Here is a 17,590-nt window from a genome sequence, read left to right on the forward strand (position 1 = left end):
GGGCCTTTTCCTTTGCGATGTGTGGGAGTTTTAACCATGAAAGTGTTAATCATTGGTGGCGGCGGCCGCGAACATGCCCTAGCTTGGAAAGCCGCTCAATCGGCTCAAGTTGATACCGTTTACGTAGCACCCGGTAATGCGGGCACAGCCCTAGAACCTAATGTTGAAAATCTGGCGATCAGCGCCACCGACATCCCTGCTCTGCTCGATTTTGCGAAAACTAATAAGATTGAACTGACCATAGTCGGCCCAGAAGCACCACTCGTTATCGGTGTCGTCGATGCCTTCAACGCCGCAGGTTTAGCGATTTTTGGCCCAACTAAAGCCGCAGCCCAACTCGAAGGTTCAAAAGCCTTCACTAAAGACTTTTTAGCCCGCCACAATATTCCTACGGCGGGTTATAAAAACTGCACTGAAATCAGCGATGCCAAAGCTTTCGTGCGTGAATTAACGGCCACAACAGGTTATCCAGTGGTCATCAAAGCTGACGGTTTAGCCGCAGGTAAAGGCGTGATTATCGCGCAAGACCAAGCTGAAGCCGATGCCGCAATTGATGACATGCTCGCCGGTAACAAATTTGGCGAAGCGGGTTCGCGCGTAGTGATTGAAGAGTTTCTCAAGGGCGAAGAAGCTAGCTTTATCGTGATGGTCGATGGTAAAAACATTCTGCCAATGGCCACCAGCCAAGACCATAAAGCCCGTGATAACGGCGATTACGGCCCAAATACTGGCGGCATGGGCGCTTACTCGCCAGCACCTGTGGTAACTCAAGCGGTACACGATTGGACTGTGGCGAACGTCATTCGCCCAACGGTTGATGGTATGGCGGCAGAAGGCAATGTCTACACTGGCTTTTTATATGCGGGTTTGATGATATCGCCCGATGGCAGCGCCAAAGTGCTCGAGTACAACTGCCGCTTCGGCGATCCAGAAACTCAGCCAATCATGATGCGGTTAAAGTCTGACTTAGTGGAACTCTGTTTAGCCGCCACCCGTGGCGAGTTAGATAAAGTGACCGCAGAATACGACGAGCGCGCAGCCGTGGGTGTGGTATTGGCTGCTGGCGGTTACCCAGATGAGTATCGCAAGTTTGATGTGATTGACGGTCTCAGCCTTGGCGATAACGACGGTAAAGTTTTCCATGCGGGCACTGAGATGAAAAACGGCCACGTCGTTACCAACGGCGGTCGCGTATTGTGTGCGACGGCACTCGGTAACACAGTCACCGAAGCGCAAAAAGCCGCCTATAAATTGGTTGATGAAATCCACTGGGATGATGTGTATTTCCGTACCGATATTGGTTATCGCGCAATCGCACGTGAACAGTAAGATTAATTAATATCTCTATTAAAAAACCGGCAAGAAGCCGGTTTTTTTGTGCCTGTTTTTTGACAAGCGCCAAATATAACGTCATGATTTTCAATAAAATTATATAATTAATTCTATTGAAAACAGGAGCAACAAGATACAATGTCAACCAAATGTTAAATACACAAAGATCAAGGACTCCCCATGAGGATTAGACTACTTTATGCCTCCATTGCCATACTGCTTAGCGGATGCGGTGGCGGCTCAGAAGATGCTGGCACGACAACACCACCCACTCAGCCGCCAGTCCAACCTCCCGCGCTGGTGCAATACACCGCCAGCAGCCTATCGGTAATAGGTGGCGCACTGAGTCCAAGCAGCCAAAAAGTGGAGTCTGGCAAAAGCGCTATTTTTAGCATTACTGCCGATACCGGCTTTACACTTGAGGGCATTACTGGCTGTGGTGGCACACTCAATGTGCTGACTTACACCACTGCGGCCATGACGGCCGATTGCACTATCACGCCGACATTTATCAGTAATGCCGAAAATGCCATTAAGCACCAAGACCACAGGCTTGCCAGTGCGAGTGAGTTAATTGATTTCAGCATCGCCGAACTCGCTAATATCGACATCAAACGTAAAGCCCAGATAAATCAGCTATATCAAGGTGTCGGTAGCAGCATTTCTTGGCATCCAACCCATGACTCAATTACCTTTTCGAGCTTTATGCCGGAGAACACTTTTACTGTCTTGCCATCAAATGTCGATGGCAGTGGGGCGAGCGCCGTTCGTGGGTTAGTGATGGCGGGCGAGCAACAGGGGCAAAGATATGCGGCCATGGGAGGAAATCTATTTTCTGTCAACACTTCGGCGCAAACCGATACTTTATTGAAAAACCTTTTAGGCTGGCTGACCAAAGGCGTCGATAAAACCGACGGCCTCAGCATAGTGACCGCCCAAATGCCGAGCAAGGCTGACAGTTGGTACTTTCCCCATAATGAAGGGATCCGCACTTGGCTCACAAACAACTACCCCGCAGCCCATAGCATTAATACAGCAAATACCTGTGACTACAGCGAGTTAAGCAACTGTATCAACACACTGAAACCGGATCTGATTATCATTAGTGACATAGACCGTCAGTCACTCGGTTTTATAGGCATAAAAGCCGCGATCGCTAAGGCCAAAGCGGCTGGAATTCCCTTGTTGCTCTCTAACTACTGGCGTAATGAAAGCCCAATACTGTCGCCACTTTACCTTGAGATGGGGCTTTCTACCTCTGGCAATTACTGGTCAAAACTCAATACCAATAACCTCAGTGTGACCGACATTTTGGTCGAAGACACCGCCCTGACCAAAGTGAATAATTTGCTCGGTAAGCTTAACGAAGGCCGCTTCGACACCTCAGTACTCAACGACTGTGGCGGTAATTACTTGAGCTGTAATACTGCCGCCTTTGTTGACTCATTCAAAGCGGGTGCCGATTGGTATCGAGCCAATGCTGAAACCTTAGATAACCATGCTATCGATGTGTTTACCAAAGCAGACTTCCCCTTGATGAAGGCCGGACTGCTGCTCGCCGATAAGTATCGCAGCGAGATTGACTACCCCATAGCCTACAGCGAATACGCCCAATGGCAGCAGGCCCTATTTGCCGATTGGACCGTCAGCTATGCCCGTAGCCATAACTTAGCCCAGCCAGATTTAGGTGAATATGTTACCGACAGAGCTAACCTCAGCAAGGGCAGCAATGCACACTACGCTTATCCTGCGACTGTCACTGAACGTAAAACCATTAGCGTGCCCTATGCAGGCCAATGGACGACCACGGGCTGGTATGCGCTGCCAGGACAAACCATTAAACTGACTCGTCTCGATAGCAGCGCTGCAAATGTGGAGATCAAACTCAACTACCACAGACGTAATACTAACCGTGCCTATGAGCAGAAAATCTACCGCGGTCCATTGGAGTTGGCGCAGCAACGCCTACGCTTAGCTCAAGGACAAAATCTCGAATTTTCTTCCCCCTACGGCGGGCCGATTTATCTGTATATCAGTGGTGATACTTCGAGTGCTGATGGCGGCGCGTTAAGTGTCGAAGTCAGCGCTGAGCATGTGGCTAAACATCCGACCATTATGGATTTTTCAAACCCTGCAGAAATAGCAGCCTTTAACGATCGCATCCAAAATACCGAATTACCCCATGTGGACTTGCGCACCGATGGTGCCGAGCAACATCTGCGTCGCGACCGCTTTTTAAACGCCATCGGCGGGGATGTACCCGATGTAAACGCGCTACTCAAAAGTATTGTCGATGACCATATCAACAGTGTTTACACCCTTGCGGGACTTAAGATCCAAGGCAAGAGCTTAAGTGAATCCTTACCCGCCGATGTGCTAGCGGCCTGCAAAGGACTGTTTAGCGACGACTGTATCGATAATAGTCTGCATACCCGCACTATCATTCAACACGCGAATTATGACCAAAATGCCCAGTGCGGTGGAGGTTGTAGCGGTAATCCTTGGGACGCAGCATGGAATATCGACCCAACGGGTTGGGGTGATAACCATGAGTTAGGCCACAATCTGCAAACTAACCGTCTCAATGTGCAATATGCTGCGGCAAGTGATCATGATAACTGGGCAGGTTATGGCAGCCGCGCAGGGGAAAACTCCAATAATATCTTCCCCTATGTGGTGAAGTGGAAAACCCATTATCTGCGCGACGGCAATACAGGCACAGTGACCGATGGTCACATGAACCACAAGGATCTCTTTTATGTGTTTATGTCCGATGCCGCAGGTACAACAGACACCAGTGGTAAACGCCTAGTGTTTGGCGCTAATTGTAAGGTGCTCGATGCTGGTGAAGACAGATACACTGCGCCTTGGGCCAGCAATGCTTATGCTGTGCATAACGGTTATCGCATGGCGTTTTACATCCAAATGGCGCTTAAGGCTCACGGCATGACGCTCAGTGACGGCACCACTCTGAACAATGGCTTTAATCTCTTTACCTTGCTGTATCAACACAGTCGTATTTTCGGTAAATATGCGAATAACGCCAGTGATTGGGAAGCGAATCGTAGCAAACTGGGCTTTGGCCAATTTTCGTTTGAAGGCAATAGTGTCTACGGTGGCAAAACGGTGAAAGATATTCCGGGCAACGACTTTATGCTGGTGTCTTTGAGTAAACTCACAGGCAAAGATTGGCACAGCCATTTCGATATGTTAGGCCTACACTACTCAAGCCTTGCGGCCTCGCAAACTGCCGCCAATGCCACATCAGGGGCTATCCCCATGGGCATGTATGAGTTAGAAACCGACTTGCCACCCGCCAATATGAGCCAAGGTTTGACCTTTGTGCCCCTGTCACTCACTGATGGCACTACACAGTGGAAAGGCGTAGGTTCGCCAACCCAGTGCACCAAACCATAAGTGTGCTAAACCTTAATCTCGCTAAGATACTAACGCTATTCATAAACCTCGCTCTGGCGGGGTTTATGTTTACCTGAAAATGTGATGTAAAGCACATACCTAGGTTCAGATGACGTGCACCATCTAGCTTCTTATATTTTTAACAATCATGAAATTAATGGGGTAAATATATGGGTTATTCGATAAAAGATCTTATTTATCAAGGTGAAAAATCAGGCGTGCATAACTGGCAAACCCTAGAAGGAGCCAGCTTTTACTGGCATCCAGATTGGTTTCATATTGCAGAGGATATGACGGGCCATAACGCGACTGTGACTATCGATATCGATGGGGACAAAGCGACTCAAAGTGAAGCTGAACAATCCATCATTAAGCATCTCAATAAGAGTGGCAAATAGCTTGTAGTGGCAAAGACTTTAGTGCCCGGAGGCGATCGCCCTGCGGGCAATTTTGTCGATTAAGCCTGGTGCGATCAGCTTAAGCCAACGCCCCAAACGACCGCGAAGTGAAGTAATCAGCTGACGACCTCGAGTTGCAATCACTGGCAACATCATATTAGCGCATTGCTCAGCCGTCAGTATCTTAGCTTCCTGCATCGGAGATTTGCCTAAAGGATTACCTGCACCATCGAGGGCACGTTTGTGAATTTGTGACACCACAAAATCGGGGCAAATAACAGTTACGGCCACATTATCATCCACTAATTCAATCCGCAAAGAATCGAAAAAACCAATCACAGCATGTTTAGAAGCGGCATAACCGCTGCGAGTAGGAACGCCCGTTAATCCAGCGACTGACGCCACAACCACCACTTGGCCTTTACTGGCTTTCAAGTGCGGTAACGCGGCATGGGTTAAATACGCAGGACCAAGATAATTCACCCGCATTATATCTTCAAGCACCGAGAGCTGAGTCAGTTCATCAAAACGTGACCACATAGTCATGCCAGCATTGTTAATCAAAATATCGAGATGGCCATAATGCGCAACAGCAGCTTCAACTAAGGCTTCACACTGTTCTGGGCTGGAGACATCGGCGGCAAATACAAAAGGAGGCGGACCATAATTAGCGATTTCTAAAGCGAGTGAGGCGAGACGTGTTTCATTACGCGCACTGAGCACTAGTTGGCAGCCCATTCGCGCCATTGCCACTGCGAGCGCCCGACCAATACCTTCTGAGGCACCCGTGATGATCACGACCTTGCCAGTGAGTCCATCCATAGTCATTCCTTTGTTATCGCTATGTTAATTACGCCTTTTGCTAAATTGGCATAATCACGCTAAAAGCGCAATCCTTCACGCGCGTTGTGCAAGCCTCATCTCGTATTGCTCACGATAATTAGCTAAGGGTTGCGGGCGCCCTATCGCATAACCTTGCGCATAGTTAATGCCTATGCTCAACAACCTGTCAATAATATCCTGATTCTCAACAAATTCAGCAACAGTCTCGATTCCCATAACCCGACAAACATCCTGAATCGATTTAACGATGGCGTAGTCTTTAGCATTCACGGCGAGATTCTTAATAAAACAGCCGTCGATTTTGACATAATCCACGGGCAGCTCACGCAGATAGCCATAAGAGGCAAAACCACTGCCAAAATCATCCAGTGCAAATGAAAAACCGAGTTTACGTAACTGCTTCAACATTTCCATACCACGATTGCGATTTTGGATCGCGGTGGTTTCAGTAATTTCGAAGCAAATACATTGGCTTGGAATATCAAAAATGTGTTGCTGCTGGGCGATATATTCCACCATACCTTCGGCGCCTAAACTATTGCCCGAAAGGTTAATCGAAATACAATGATCAGGCCAAAGCACGGGGTTCAAAGACAACCATAAAAAAGCTTTGCGGATGACTTCTTTATCGATATCAGGCATCAACTTAAAACGTTCAGCGGCGGCTATAAACTGCGCAGGCGCCAAAATGCGGCCACAGGGCTCTTGAATTCGTAACAGGATTTCCATTCGTTGTCGCTGCGGACCACTGCCTAGCCCGCGGATCGGTTGGTAATAAAGGATCAACTCGTTTTCTTCAATCGCTTGCGCGATACGTACCGCCCACTTAGGCGCATTTCTTTGGTAGGTGAGTTCTTTATCTTTATCATCGTAAAAATGAATTTGATTAGCACCCTTAGCTTTAGCGGCAATGCAGGCGATATCAGCGTCTTTTAATAATTCTTGCGCATCAATATAGGGCGCACGACCAAAAGCGACACCTATGCTGAGGCCAACTTTATAATTACAGTTCTTATCGTTCAACACTTGCATGGAGACTTGCGCGATCATTTGCTTCAGTAATTGCGCCACAGATAAGGCACTACGATTACAAATCACTAAACCAAACTCATCGCCACCAAGGCGCGCCAATAGCTCCTGTGACCCAAGACAAGCCTGCATTGCCTTAGCCACCATAGCAAGCATACGATCGCCTGCAGTATGGCCACAGCTGTCGTTAATCAACTTGAATTGCTCCAAATCAAGGTAACAAACGGCGATAGTTTTGGCTGAAGCGGCAAATTGGGGTAACTGCTCATCAAATGCCTGACGGTTTAGCAGCCCTGTTATGCTATCGAAATTTGCCCTTTTTTGTAGCTGGTGTTTAAGCAACTCTTCTTGAGTGATATCCCGCAATACCACGACAGTACCAACAATTTCTTTATCGTGATTACGCAGATTGCTAATACTGCGCTCCATAATCCGAGGCGAAGCAGTTAATAGCTTGATTTTCTCGACCTGCGGCGCTGATTCTTCGAGACGAATGCAGGTAAAAACCGCCTGATTCAACTGCTCCCCAGCCTTTAACAGACTCGCAAGGCTCTGACCTATGGCATAGCAACTGGCGACATCGAGAAGCAACTCGGCCCGCGGATTCATATAAATCACGTTGGCATCGACATCGGTCAAAATCACCGCTTCAGCAATGGATTCTAAGGTGATTTTCGCGCGTTCTTTTTGCTGATAAATTCTTGCCAGCAAGCTATTAACACGGCTGGCGAGCACTTCTAATTCTTCATTACCCTCGCTTGTAACGGGTTGATAGACACTAGACATAGGATCGACCAGCGCCAATTGATGCATCAGATTTTTAAAGGGTTTGAGTAAGCCCGAACGCAGCCAAATATAACCAAGACCAACAATAAACACACCAAAGAGAATAAATCCGAGCGATACCCAATCGAGTTGAAATTTAACCTCCCTAAAGGGACCATCGGAAAACAGTACTTGCAGGTAGACAGGCTTATCTTTTAGCAGGCTTGGAATGTTAATCGCGTCACTGTGCACACCATCAACTGTTGGTGTAACGTCGCGAGAATGGCTCATGCTCACCTTAGTCACCAATAAGGCTTGAGCATATTCCAGTAAGTCTTTATCAGTCAGTTGGCGTACCAGCAGCACAGATTCATTGGGCGCAGAAGCCACGGAAGTAACGACATAAGCATACTTGCCCATCAAATAAGCGCCAGCAACACTGGGCTTGTCGGCACTGACAATAGCACTGGCGATTTCTCGTAACTTATCATTCTCAAAGGGACGTTCATTGGGGAAAAAAGGGTGCAATTCACCCTGCCGTAGAATATACCAACTCAGATTGGCTGACATTGAGCTATCGCGCCACGAGGATTCAAGCTTTTTAAGTTGGTCTTCATCTAATTGAGACAAAGGTAAGGCATAGATATTAGTGAGAAAGGTTAAGCGATCGACATCAATTTGAAACTGCTGCTGGATATTGGCAAGCTCACGGTTAGCACTATCTTGACGTAATAGCTCGACACGGTGGTCGTACCAATAACCAAGACAATAGGAGACAATTACCACCGCAGGGAGACAAAAGCCCGCAATAAATACCATTATTTTCTTGCCAATGTGCATCTCTTACCACGGCTTGTTATGACTAAATTGATTGACGGCCTTGCATAATCCTTCACTGCGCCATGCAACATATCTCATTTGCGAATAGTATTAAACATCACTTCGCTTTAGTCGTTGCTAAAGTAGACATTTTCATGCAATTAAATCAATTTTATACCTTTGATTTAAATTAAAATTTATAAATTAAACGATTATAAATTTTACTTTTTTATCAAGATAATTCATACATAATCAGTATGTGAATATAGGGAATTCAAGTCGTTGTTTAAAATTAAGCTAGCAGACGATAGAAACCACCGCATACGCTAATCCATAAAGATACCTTCGCCAGAAGCTCCAACGCTATCAAATTCAAATGTCGGATATAAAACAGGCCCGCAAGCGGGCCTGTTTCGCAAACCAAAAATTATTTATGGTATTGCTTTGATTGCGCATGAACCGCCTTGATAAAGGCGCCAGCATGTTCTGGATCGACATGCTGATGAATACCATGGCCTAGGTTAAATACATGGCCAGTACCTTCACCATAACCCGCTAAAATATGACCTACTTCCTCTTCGATACGTGGAATTGGCGCATACAACATAGATGGGTCCATGTTGCCTTGCAATGCCACTTTATGGCCTACACGACGACGGGCATCGGCAATGTCTACCGTCCAATCCAAACCTAGTGCATCACAGCCAGTTTCTGCCATCGCTTCTAGCCACAAACCACCGCCTTTAGTAAACAGCGTCACTGGCACTTTACGGCCATCGGCAAAGCGTGTCAGACCATCAATAATCTTCTGCATATAACGCAAAGAGAACTCACGGTAAGCAGAGTGCGATAACGCGCCGCCCCATGAGTCAAAAATCATCAAAGATTGCGCACCGTTAGCAACTTGAGCATTCAGGTATAGGATCACTGAATCGGCTAATTTATCTAACAGCATGTGTAATGCCATTGGCTCTGCGTAAGCCATCTTCTTAATTTTTTCGAAGGTTTTGCTCGAACCACCTTCAACCATGTATGTCGCTAAGGTCCAAGGTGAACCAGAAAAGCCAATTAACGGCACTGCGCCATTCAGTTCACGGCGAATAGTGCTAACGGCTTTCATCACATAACCCAGCTCATCTTCTGGATCTGGAATTGAGAGCTTTTTGATCGCATCGATAGTGTCTGTTGGGCGCTCGAAACGTGGGCCTTCACCCGCCTCAAAATACAAACCTAAACCCATAGCATCGGGTACAGTTAGGATATCGGAAAACAAAATCGCCGCATCGAGATCATAACGACGTAAAGGTTGCAGCGTGACTTCACAGGCAAGCTCATGATTTTTACACAAAGACATGAAGTCACCCGCTTGAGCGCGAGTAGCTTTATATTCAGGAAGATAACGGCCAGCTTGACGCATCATCCACACAGGGGTCACATCGACAGGCTCTTTTAGTAGGGCGCGTAAATAACGATCATTCTTTAATTCTGCCATTGGGCTTGGTTCCTAGTCTTATTGAGATCCGCTGGGTCGGTAGTTTAGCATTTACGCGAATAATGTAACCTTTATGTGCAAATTTATGTGAGCTATTCCCCATCATTGGCGTCGATTTGACCGCATAAACCGGAAAATGTTAGCCAGCTAACATACTGCTCATTTATTCGTAACGAAGTCACACTCAGACAGAAAAAAGTTGCGCCGGTTCCCCGCCTTTGGTATAAAAAGTCTGCGCTAGCAAGAACAATCAAGAAGCTCGTCGCATCGAGCCTGCTATAAACTTTACTCGCCCAACGATAGGTTTCTATCGTTGGGCTTTTTATTTGCATTTTTCGATACGAAACAGCTGGTTTGTCCATTTCGTCATTCTCGCAAATTCGCATGAAAAGAGTTGATCGATTAGCAACTTGTCCCTACATTAGAGTTATGTGCTGGCACTTAAATGGAATGCATCATGCTGAGAGAACTCGAAAAAGCAGAACAGAAGTGGGGCGGTTCAAATAAGCTTATTGATCAATGGCTAAAAAACCGTCGAAAACTGTTAGTGCATTACTGCCAAATTGCTGGGCTTCCTCCTTACAGTAAATCAGAAAAATCACTTCCCTCGTTCGAACATGTTAAATCTTTCTGTGACTTATTAGTTGACTATGTCTCCGAAGGACATTTCGAGGTCTATGATAAAGTCGTTAATGCCTGCAGTGAATATGGCCAATCAAGCAAAACGCTCGCACAACAAGTATTGCCCAAGATAACGCCAACCACGAATGCAGCATTAGATTTCAACGATAAATATGCGGAAACACAAGACGATTTCGTATTGTATCAACTCGATAAAGACCTATCTGAGCTCGCCCATAACATGGAAACACGCTTCGAACTCGAAGATGAACTACTTGAAGTTCTCCATCGCAAACATTCTGAGCACAACCAGTAGCCCTCCTTCATAAGCGCACCTTGCTGCATCTGTGCGCTTATCTATCCTTTCCCTCAATCGTTTTGAAAATGAAGTAGCATGGCTTTGGACTACTACAGGAACACGTCCTAGCACCATTAGACAGCAACCGTTTGAATCAAATTGAATCCGATAGAGCAGACTTAGCCATGGCTGAGACAGCACACATTGGCAAATCGTTGTTTCAATAGGTATGGCGATATTGTTATGTAATGCTCGATAGCCTGAATGCATTAAGGAGCTACAGAGGATGACTCAGTTATGCTTTCGGGAATGGATAAATTTTGCTAATTAATAGAATTAGTTTAGCTTTAAAACAAAAATTTCATATTCTGATAAGGATGTCATCTACATGATAGCCGAGTATGAGGATAACCATGTGCTTCGAGCTCGAAGCATTAGCGTCACTGACACGAATTACCCGCGACGCCATAACGAAAAAAGCCTCATCTTTCGATGAGGCTTATCTCTTAATGTTGGCGGAGCGGACGGGACTCGAACCCGCGACCCCCGGCGTGACAGGCCGGTATTCTAACCAACTGAACTACCGCTCCTTTAGCTTAACGTCTACACGTTAACCTAAATTAGGCGCTTGGCGATGACCTACTCTCACATGGGGAGACCCCACACTACCATCGGCGCGTTTGCGTTTCACTTCTGAGTTCGGGATGGGATCAGGTGGTTCCACAAGGCTATTGTCACCAAGCAAATTCTGTTTATTACCGTGTCCATCTCTGGACCACGTTAATAATAATTCGGAAAGCTGATTTTCTTTGAGTCTTTAACTTTATCAAGCATCTGTATTCTGTCTAAGGCTTTTCGTACGACCTCCATGGAAGGAGGAAGTGCTAGAAAATGTCTGGAACATTTTCAGTAAAACCCATCTGGGTTGTATGGTTAAGCCTCTCGAGTCATTAGTACATGTTAGCTCAACGCCTCACAACGCTTACACACCATGCCTATCAACGTCCTAGTCTCGAACGGCTCTTTAGAGGAATTAAATTCCTAGGGATGACTCATCTTAGGGCTCGCTTCCCGCTTAGATGCTTTCAGCGGTTATCGATTCCGAACGTAGCTACCGGGCAATGCCATTGGCATGACAACCCGAACACCAGCGGTTCGTCCACTCCGGTCCTCTCGTACTAGGAGCAGCTCCCTTCAATCATCCAACGCCCACGGCAGATAGGGACCGAACTGTCTCACGACGTTCTGAACCCAGCTCGCGTACCACTTTAAATGGCGAACAGCCATACCCTTGGGACCGACTTCAGCCCCAGGATGTGATGAGCCGACATCGAGGTGCCAAACACCGCCGTCGATATGAACTCTTGGGCGGTATCAGCCTGTTATCCCCGGAGTACCTTTTATCCGTTGAGCGATGGCCCTTCCATTCAGAACCACCGGATCACTATGACCTACTTTCGTACCTGCTCGACGTGTATGTCTCGCAGTTAAGCTGGCTTATGCCATTGCACTAACCGTACGATGTCCGACCGTACTTAGCCAACCTTCGTGCTCCTCCGTTACTCTTTGGGAGGAGACCGCCCCAGTCAAACTACCCACCAGGCACTGTCCCTAATCCCGATAAGGGACCTAGGTTAGAACATCAAAACTACAAGGGTGGTATTTCAAGGACGACTCCATCATGACTAGCGTCACAACTTCATAGTCTCCCACCTATCCTACACATGTAGGTTCAATGTTCAGTGCCAAGCTATAGTAAAGGTTCACGGGGTCTTTCCGTCTAGCCGCGGGTATACGGCATCTTCACCGCAATTTCAACTTCACTGAGTCTCGGCTGGAGACAGCGTGGCCATCATTACGCCATTCGTGCAGGTCGGAACTTACCCGACAAGGAATTTCGCTACCTTAGGACCGTTATAGTTACGGCCGCCGTTTACCGGGGCTTCGATCATGAGCTTCTCTTGCGATAACCCAATCAATTAACCTTCCGGCACCGGGCAGGCGTCACACCGTATACTTCCTCTTGCGAGTTTGCACAGTGCTGTGTTTTTGATAAACAGTTGCAGCCACCTGGTATCTGCGACTCCCGTCAGCTTAGAGAGCAAGTCTCATCACCAACAGGAGCGTACCTTCTCCCGAAGTTACGGTACCATTTTGCCTAGTTCCTTCAGCCGAGTTCTCTCAAGCGCCTTGGTATTCTCTACCCGACCACCTGTGTCGGTTTGGGGTACGATTCCCGCTAACCTGAAGCTTAGAAGATTTTCCTGGAAGCATGGCATCAACTACTTCAGTCCCTTAGGACCTCGTCATCAGCTCTCAGTGTGTACATTAAAGTACGTGTCCCCGGATTTGCCTAAGAACACCACCTACCACCTTAAACGCGGACTACCAACGCCGCGCTAGCCTAGCCTTCTCCGTCTCTCCATCGCAGTTAGCGGAAGTACAGAAATATTAATCTGTTTCCCATCGATTACGCCTTTCGGCCTCACCTTAGGGGTCGACTCACCCTGCCCCGATTAACGTTGGACAGGAACCCTTGGTCTTTCGGCGAGGGGGTTTTTCACCCCCTTTATCGTTACTCATGTCAGCATTCGCACTTCTGATACCTCCAGCGTGGGTTACCCCTTCACCTTCAACGGCTTACAGAACGCTCCTCTACCGCGCACAGTAAACTGTGCACCCGTAGCTTCGGTGACTAGCTTAGCCCCGTTACATCTTCCGCGCAGGCCGACTCGACTAGTGAGCTATTACGCTTTCTTTAAATGATGGCTGCTTCTAAGCCAACATCCTAGCTGTCTAAGCCTTCCCACATCGTTTCCCACTTAGCTAGTACTTTGGGACCTTAGCTGACGGTCTGGGTTGTTTCCCTTTTGACGACGGACGTTAGCACCCGCCGTCTGTCTCCCGAGTAGTACTCATTGGTATTCGGAGTTTGCAAAGGGTTGGTAAGTCGGGATGACCCCCTAGCCTTAACAGTGCTCTACCCCCAATGGTATTCGCTCGAGGCGCTACCTAAATAGCTTTCGAGGAGAACCAGATATCTCCCGGTTTGATTGGCCTTTCACCCCCAGCCACAAGTCATCCGCTAATTTTTCAACATTAGTCGGTTCGGTCCTCCAGTTGATGTTACTCAACCTTCAACCTGCCCATGGCTAGATCACCGGGTTTCGGGTCTACACCTTGCAACTAAACGCGCAGTTAACACTCGGTTTCCCTACGGCTCCGCTATTCGCTTAACCTCGCTACAAAATGTAAGTCGCTGACCCATTATACAAAAGGTACGCAGTCACGGTCTCAAGAACCGCTCCCACTGCTTGTACGTATACGGTTTCAGGTTCTATTTCACTCCCCTCACAGGGGTTCTTTTCGCCTTTCCCTCACGGTACTGGTTCACTATCGGTCAGTCAGGAGTATTTAGCCTTGGAGGATGGTCCCCCCATATTCAAACAGGATGTCACGTGTCCCGCCTTACTCGTTTTCATCAATGGTTAGTTTTCATGTACGGGGCTATCACCCTGTGCCGCTGCGCTTTCCAACGCATTCCACTAACACCCCACTGACTTAAGGGCTAATCCCCGTTCGCTCGCCGCTACTAGGGGAATCTCGGTTGATTTCTTTTCCTAAGGGTACTTAGATGTTTCAGTTCCCCTCGTTCGCCTCGCAACACTATGTATTCATGTTGCGATAACAGCTTATGCTGCTGGGTTCCCCCATTCGGACATCGTTAGCTCAAATGCTTGTTACTAGCTCGCCAACGCTTTTCGCAAGTTACTACGTCCTTCATCGCCTCTGACTGCCAAGGCATCCACCGTATACGCTTAGTCGCTTAACCATACAACCCAAATGAGTTTCACTCATCTGCGCCGCATTGCGACCAGCTTGGTTTTACTTGTCTCACTTCTGACCAAAGAAGTGGACGCGCCTTAGACGTAAACTATTCAATAAAGAATAATTTACTTTTGAATATTCAAGACACTTAATAAAGTGTTTGAGAACTCATGTTCAATGCTTGCGCATTAAACGTTTTGTAATTAATCACATGACAGACTCATGCAATTAAATACTATCAGCTTTCCAAATTGTTAAAGAACAATGCGTACCGGCTAGCGGCGCATTTAGCTCTGACTTCTCCTAAGAGAAGCTAAACAAGCAATCTGTGTGAACACTCAACAAACATTAAGTTAGTCGTATAGGTAAGGAGGTGATCCAGCCCCAGGTTCCCCTAGGGCTACCTTGTTACGACTTCACCCCAGTCATGAACCACAAAGTGGTGAGCGCCCCCCCGAAGGTTAAGCTACCCACTTCTTTTGCAGCCCACTCCCATGGTGTGACGGGCGGTGTGTACAAGGCCCGGGAACGTATTCACCGTGGCATTCTGATCCACGATTACTAGCGATTCCGACTTCATGGAGTCGAGTTGCAGACTCCAATCCGGACTACGACGAGCTTTGTGAGATTAGCTCCACCTCGCGGCTTTGCAACCCTCTGTACTCGCCATTGTAGCACGTGTGTAGCCCTACTCGTAAGGGCCATGATGACTTGACGTCGTCCCCACCTTCCTCCGGTTTATCACCGGCAGTCTCCCTAGAGTTCCCACCATTACGTGCTGGCAAATAAGGATAGGGGTTGCGCTCGTTGCGGGACTTAACCCAACATTTCACAACACGAGCTGACGACAGCCATGCAGCACCTGTCTCACGGTTCCCGAAGGCACTAAGCTATCTCTAGCGAATTCCGTGGATGTCAAGAGTAGGTAAGGTTCTTCGCGTTGCATCGAATTAAACCACATGCTCCACCGCTTGTGCGGGCCCCCGTCAATTCATTTGAGTTTTAACCTTGCGGCCGTACTCCCCAGGCGGTCTACTTAATGCGTTAGCTTGAGAGCCCAGTGTTCAAGACACCAAACTCCGAGTAGACATCGTTTACGGCGTGGACTACCAGGGTATCTAATCCTGTTTGCTCCCCACGCTTTCGTGCATGAGCGTCAGTCTTTGTCCAGGGGGCCGCCTTCGCCACCGGTATTCCTCCAGATCTCTACGCATTTCACCGCTACACCTGGAATTCTACCCCCCTCTACAAGACTCTAGTTCGCCAGTTCGAAATGCTATTCCTAGGTTGAGCCCAGGGCTTTCACATCTCGCTTAACAAACCGCCTGCGCACGCTTTACGCCCAGTAATTCCGATTAACGCTCGGACCCTCCGTATTACCGCGGCTGCTGGCACGGAGTTAGCCGGTCCTTCTTCTGTAGGTAACGTCACAGATATAGCGTATTAAACTACACCCTTTCCTCCCTACTGAAAGTGCTTTACAACCCGAAGGCCTTCTTCACACACGCGGCATGGCTGCATCAGGGTTTCCCCCATTGTGCAATATTCCCCACTGCTGCCTCCCGTAGGAGTCTGGGCCGTGTCTCAGTCCCAGTGTGGCTGATCATCCTCTCAGAACAGCTAGGGATCGTCGCCTTGGTGAGCCATTACCTCACCAACTAGCTAATCCCACCTAGGTTCATCCAATCGCGGAAGGCCCGAAGGTCCCCTCCTTTCCCCCGTAGGGCGTATGCGGTATTAGCAGTCGTTTCCAACTGTTATCCCCCTCGACTGGGCAGATCCCTAGGCATTACTCACCCGTCCGCCGCTCGCCACCTCAGGAGTAAACTCCCTTGTGCTGCCGCTCGACTTGCATGTGTTAGGCCTGCCGCCAGCGTTCAATCTGAGCCATGATCAAACTCTTCAATTAAAGTTTTGTTGCTTCCGTCTTGCGACTTCAGCGGCTCAATGAATTCTGATTTTTTGTTTCCACTTAAAAGCAGAAACAAACTGTACATATTACTATGAACACTCATTGTTACATTGATTTAAATTTTTGACTGCCAACCCGAAGGTTAAGCAGTTTCGATTAACTCAACACCTGTGAGTGTCCACACAGATTTCTTGTTTTATCTTGTTAAAGAGCAACTCAATATCCGTAAGAGAACTTGAGTACCACACTGAGCGCCGAACGCTTCCAGTTGGCTAGGGCTGCGTATTCTACGCATTTCCCGTTTTGCGTCAAGGAGTTTTTGCAAACTTTCTCAACACTCATCAATCAGTAAACTCATCGATGAACTGTCACATCAGGCTGCTTAACGCTGTCTGCCGTGTCAGTGGATGCGCATTATAGGCAGCAGGAGATTTTGCGCAACCCCTATTTTAAGGAAATTTGCAGTTAATTCTAATTACCCAATCTAGCCACAAGATACCCACTACTTACCCCCAAAGTTATCCACAACTCAGTCAAGGCTGCGCCTTTGTTTCGCATTATGTATAGCCAAAAGCCATCAGATGATTTGTTGATAGTTATGAAAATAGAAGACTTTCGTCTTTTAAAAAGAAGATTAAACGGGGCTAAGCGTGAGATTGACCGACGGATCGGCTTAAATTGATTTTTTAATGGCGACAACGCGTGACCATTAGTAAGTAGCGAGTTTGTGATTTAAGAACTACAGCATGACTATGATAGGGTTCATTGGTGCATATAGATGTAGAAATAAAACAAACCCACAAAAAAGCCAGCTTACGCTGGCTTTTTACATCAAG

7 protein-coding genes, 1 tRNA gene and 3 rRNA genes are annotated in these 17,590 nt (G+C 47.5%); 4 read left to right on the forward strand and 7 right to left on the reverse strand.

Annotation, left to right across the window (positions count from 1 at the left end):
* Positions 1-36: 36 nt before the first annotated feature.
* The 3 genes from purD to RA178_RS19725 all read left to right on the forward strand — a co-directional run bounded on the left by purD (position 37) and on the right by RA178_RS19725 (position 5,147).
* Positions 37-1,329: a phosphoribosylamine--glycine ligase gene (purD, locus tag RA178_RS19715; RefSeq protein ID WP_306683466.1), complete on the forward strand. Its 1,293-nt coding sequence runs from the start codon at positions 37-39 to the stop codon at positions 1,327-1,329.
* A gap of 183 nt (positions 1,330-1,512) precedes the next feature.
* Positions 1,513-4,749, forward strand: coding sequence for an ImpA family metalloprotease (locus tag RA178_RS19720; protein ID WP_306683468.1), 3,237 nt, complete (start codon positions 1,513-1,515; stop codon positions 4,747-4,749).
* 170 nt (positions 4,750-4,919) lie between these two features.
* Positions 4,920-5,147 carry a hypothetical protein gene (locus tag RA178_RS19725; RefSeq protein WP_105250390.1) on the forward strand — a complete coding sequence of 76 codons (228 nt, stop codon included), beginning with the start codon at positions 4,920-4,922 and terminating at the stop codon, positions 5,145-5,147.
* A gap of 18 nt (positions 5,148-5,165) precedes the next feature.
* Here RA178_RS19725 and RA178_RS19730 read toward each other — a convergent pair whose 3' ends face one another.
* The 3 genes from RA178_RS19730 to hemE form a co-directional block, all read right to left on the reverse strand.
* Entirely contained in the window at positions 5,166-5,969 is an 804-nt protein-coding gene (locus RA178_RS19730; protein WP_113941707.1) for an SDR family oxidoreductase, read from the reverse strand.
* Between the two features lie 75 nt (positions 5,970-6,044).
* Positions 6,045-8,624, reverse strand: coding sequence for a putative bifunctional diguanylate cyclase/phosphodiesterase (locus RA178_RS19735; RefSeq protein ID WP_306683470.1), 2,580 nt, complete (start codon positions 8,622-8,624; stop codon positions 6,045-6,047).
* Positions 8,625-9,030: 406 nt separating this feature from the next.
* Positions 9,031-10,095, reverse strand: coding sequence for a uroporphyrinogen decarboxylase (gene hemE / locus RA178_RS19740; protein ID WP_006079904.1), 1,065 nt, complete (start codon positions 10,093-10,095; stop codon positions 9,031-9,033).
* 457 nt (positions 10,096-10,552) lie between these two features.
* Between hemE and rsd the strand changes: the two genes are divergently transcribed.
* Positions 10,553-11,032, forward strand: coding sequence for a sigma D regulator (rsd, locus tag RA178_RS19745; protein ID WP_306683472.1), 480 nt, complete (start codon positions 10,553-10,555; stop codon positions 11,030-11,032).
* 495 nt (positions 11,033-11,527) lie between these two features.
* On the opposite strand, the gene RA178_RS19755 is transcribed toward rsd, so the two are convergent.
* From RA178_RS19755 to RA178_RS19770, 4 genes are all read right to left on the reverse strand, one after another.
* Positions 11,528-11,604, reverse strand: a tRNA-Asp gene (locus RA178_RS19755).
* A gap of 36 nt (positions 11,605-11,640) precedes the next feature.
* Positions 11,641-11,756 (reverse strand): 5S ribosomal RNA (rrf, locus tag RA178_RS19760).
* 187 nt (positions 11,757-11,943) lie between these two features.
* Positions 11,944-14,846 (reverse strand): 23S ribosomal RNA (locus RA178_RS19765).
* A 362-nt stretch (positions 14,847-15,208) separates the two neighbouring features.
* Positions 15,209-16,751, reverse strand: a 16S ribosomal RNA gene (locus RA178_RS19770).
* The 16S, 23S and 5S rRNA genes sit together here with 1 tRNA gene alongside, the layout of an rRNA operon.
* Between the last annotated feature and the right edge of the window lie 839 nt (positions 16,752-17,590).

Origin of the sequence: Shewanella oncorhynchi (genome assembly GCF_030848765.1) — a bacterium.
Classification (GTDB): domain Bacteria; phylum Pseudomonadota; class Gammaproteobacteria; order Enterobacterales; family Shewanellaceae; genus Shewanella; species Shewanella oncorhynchi.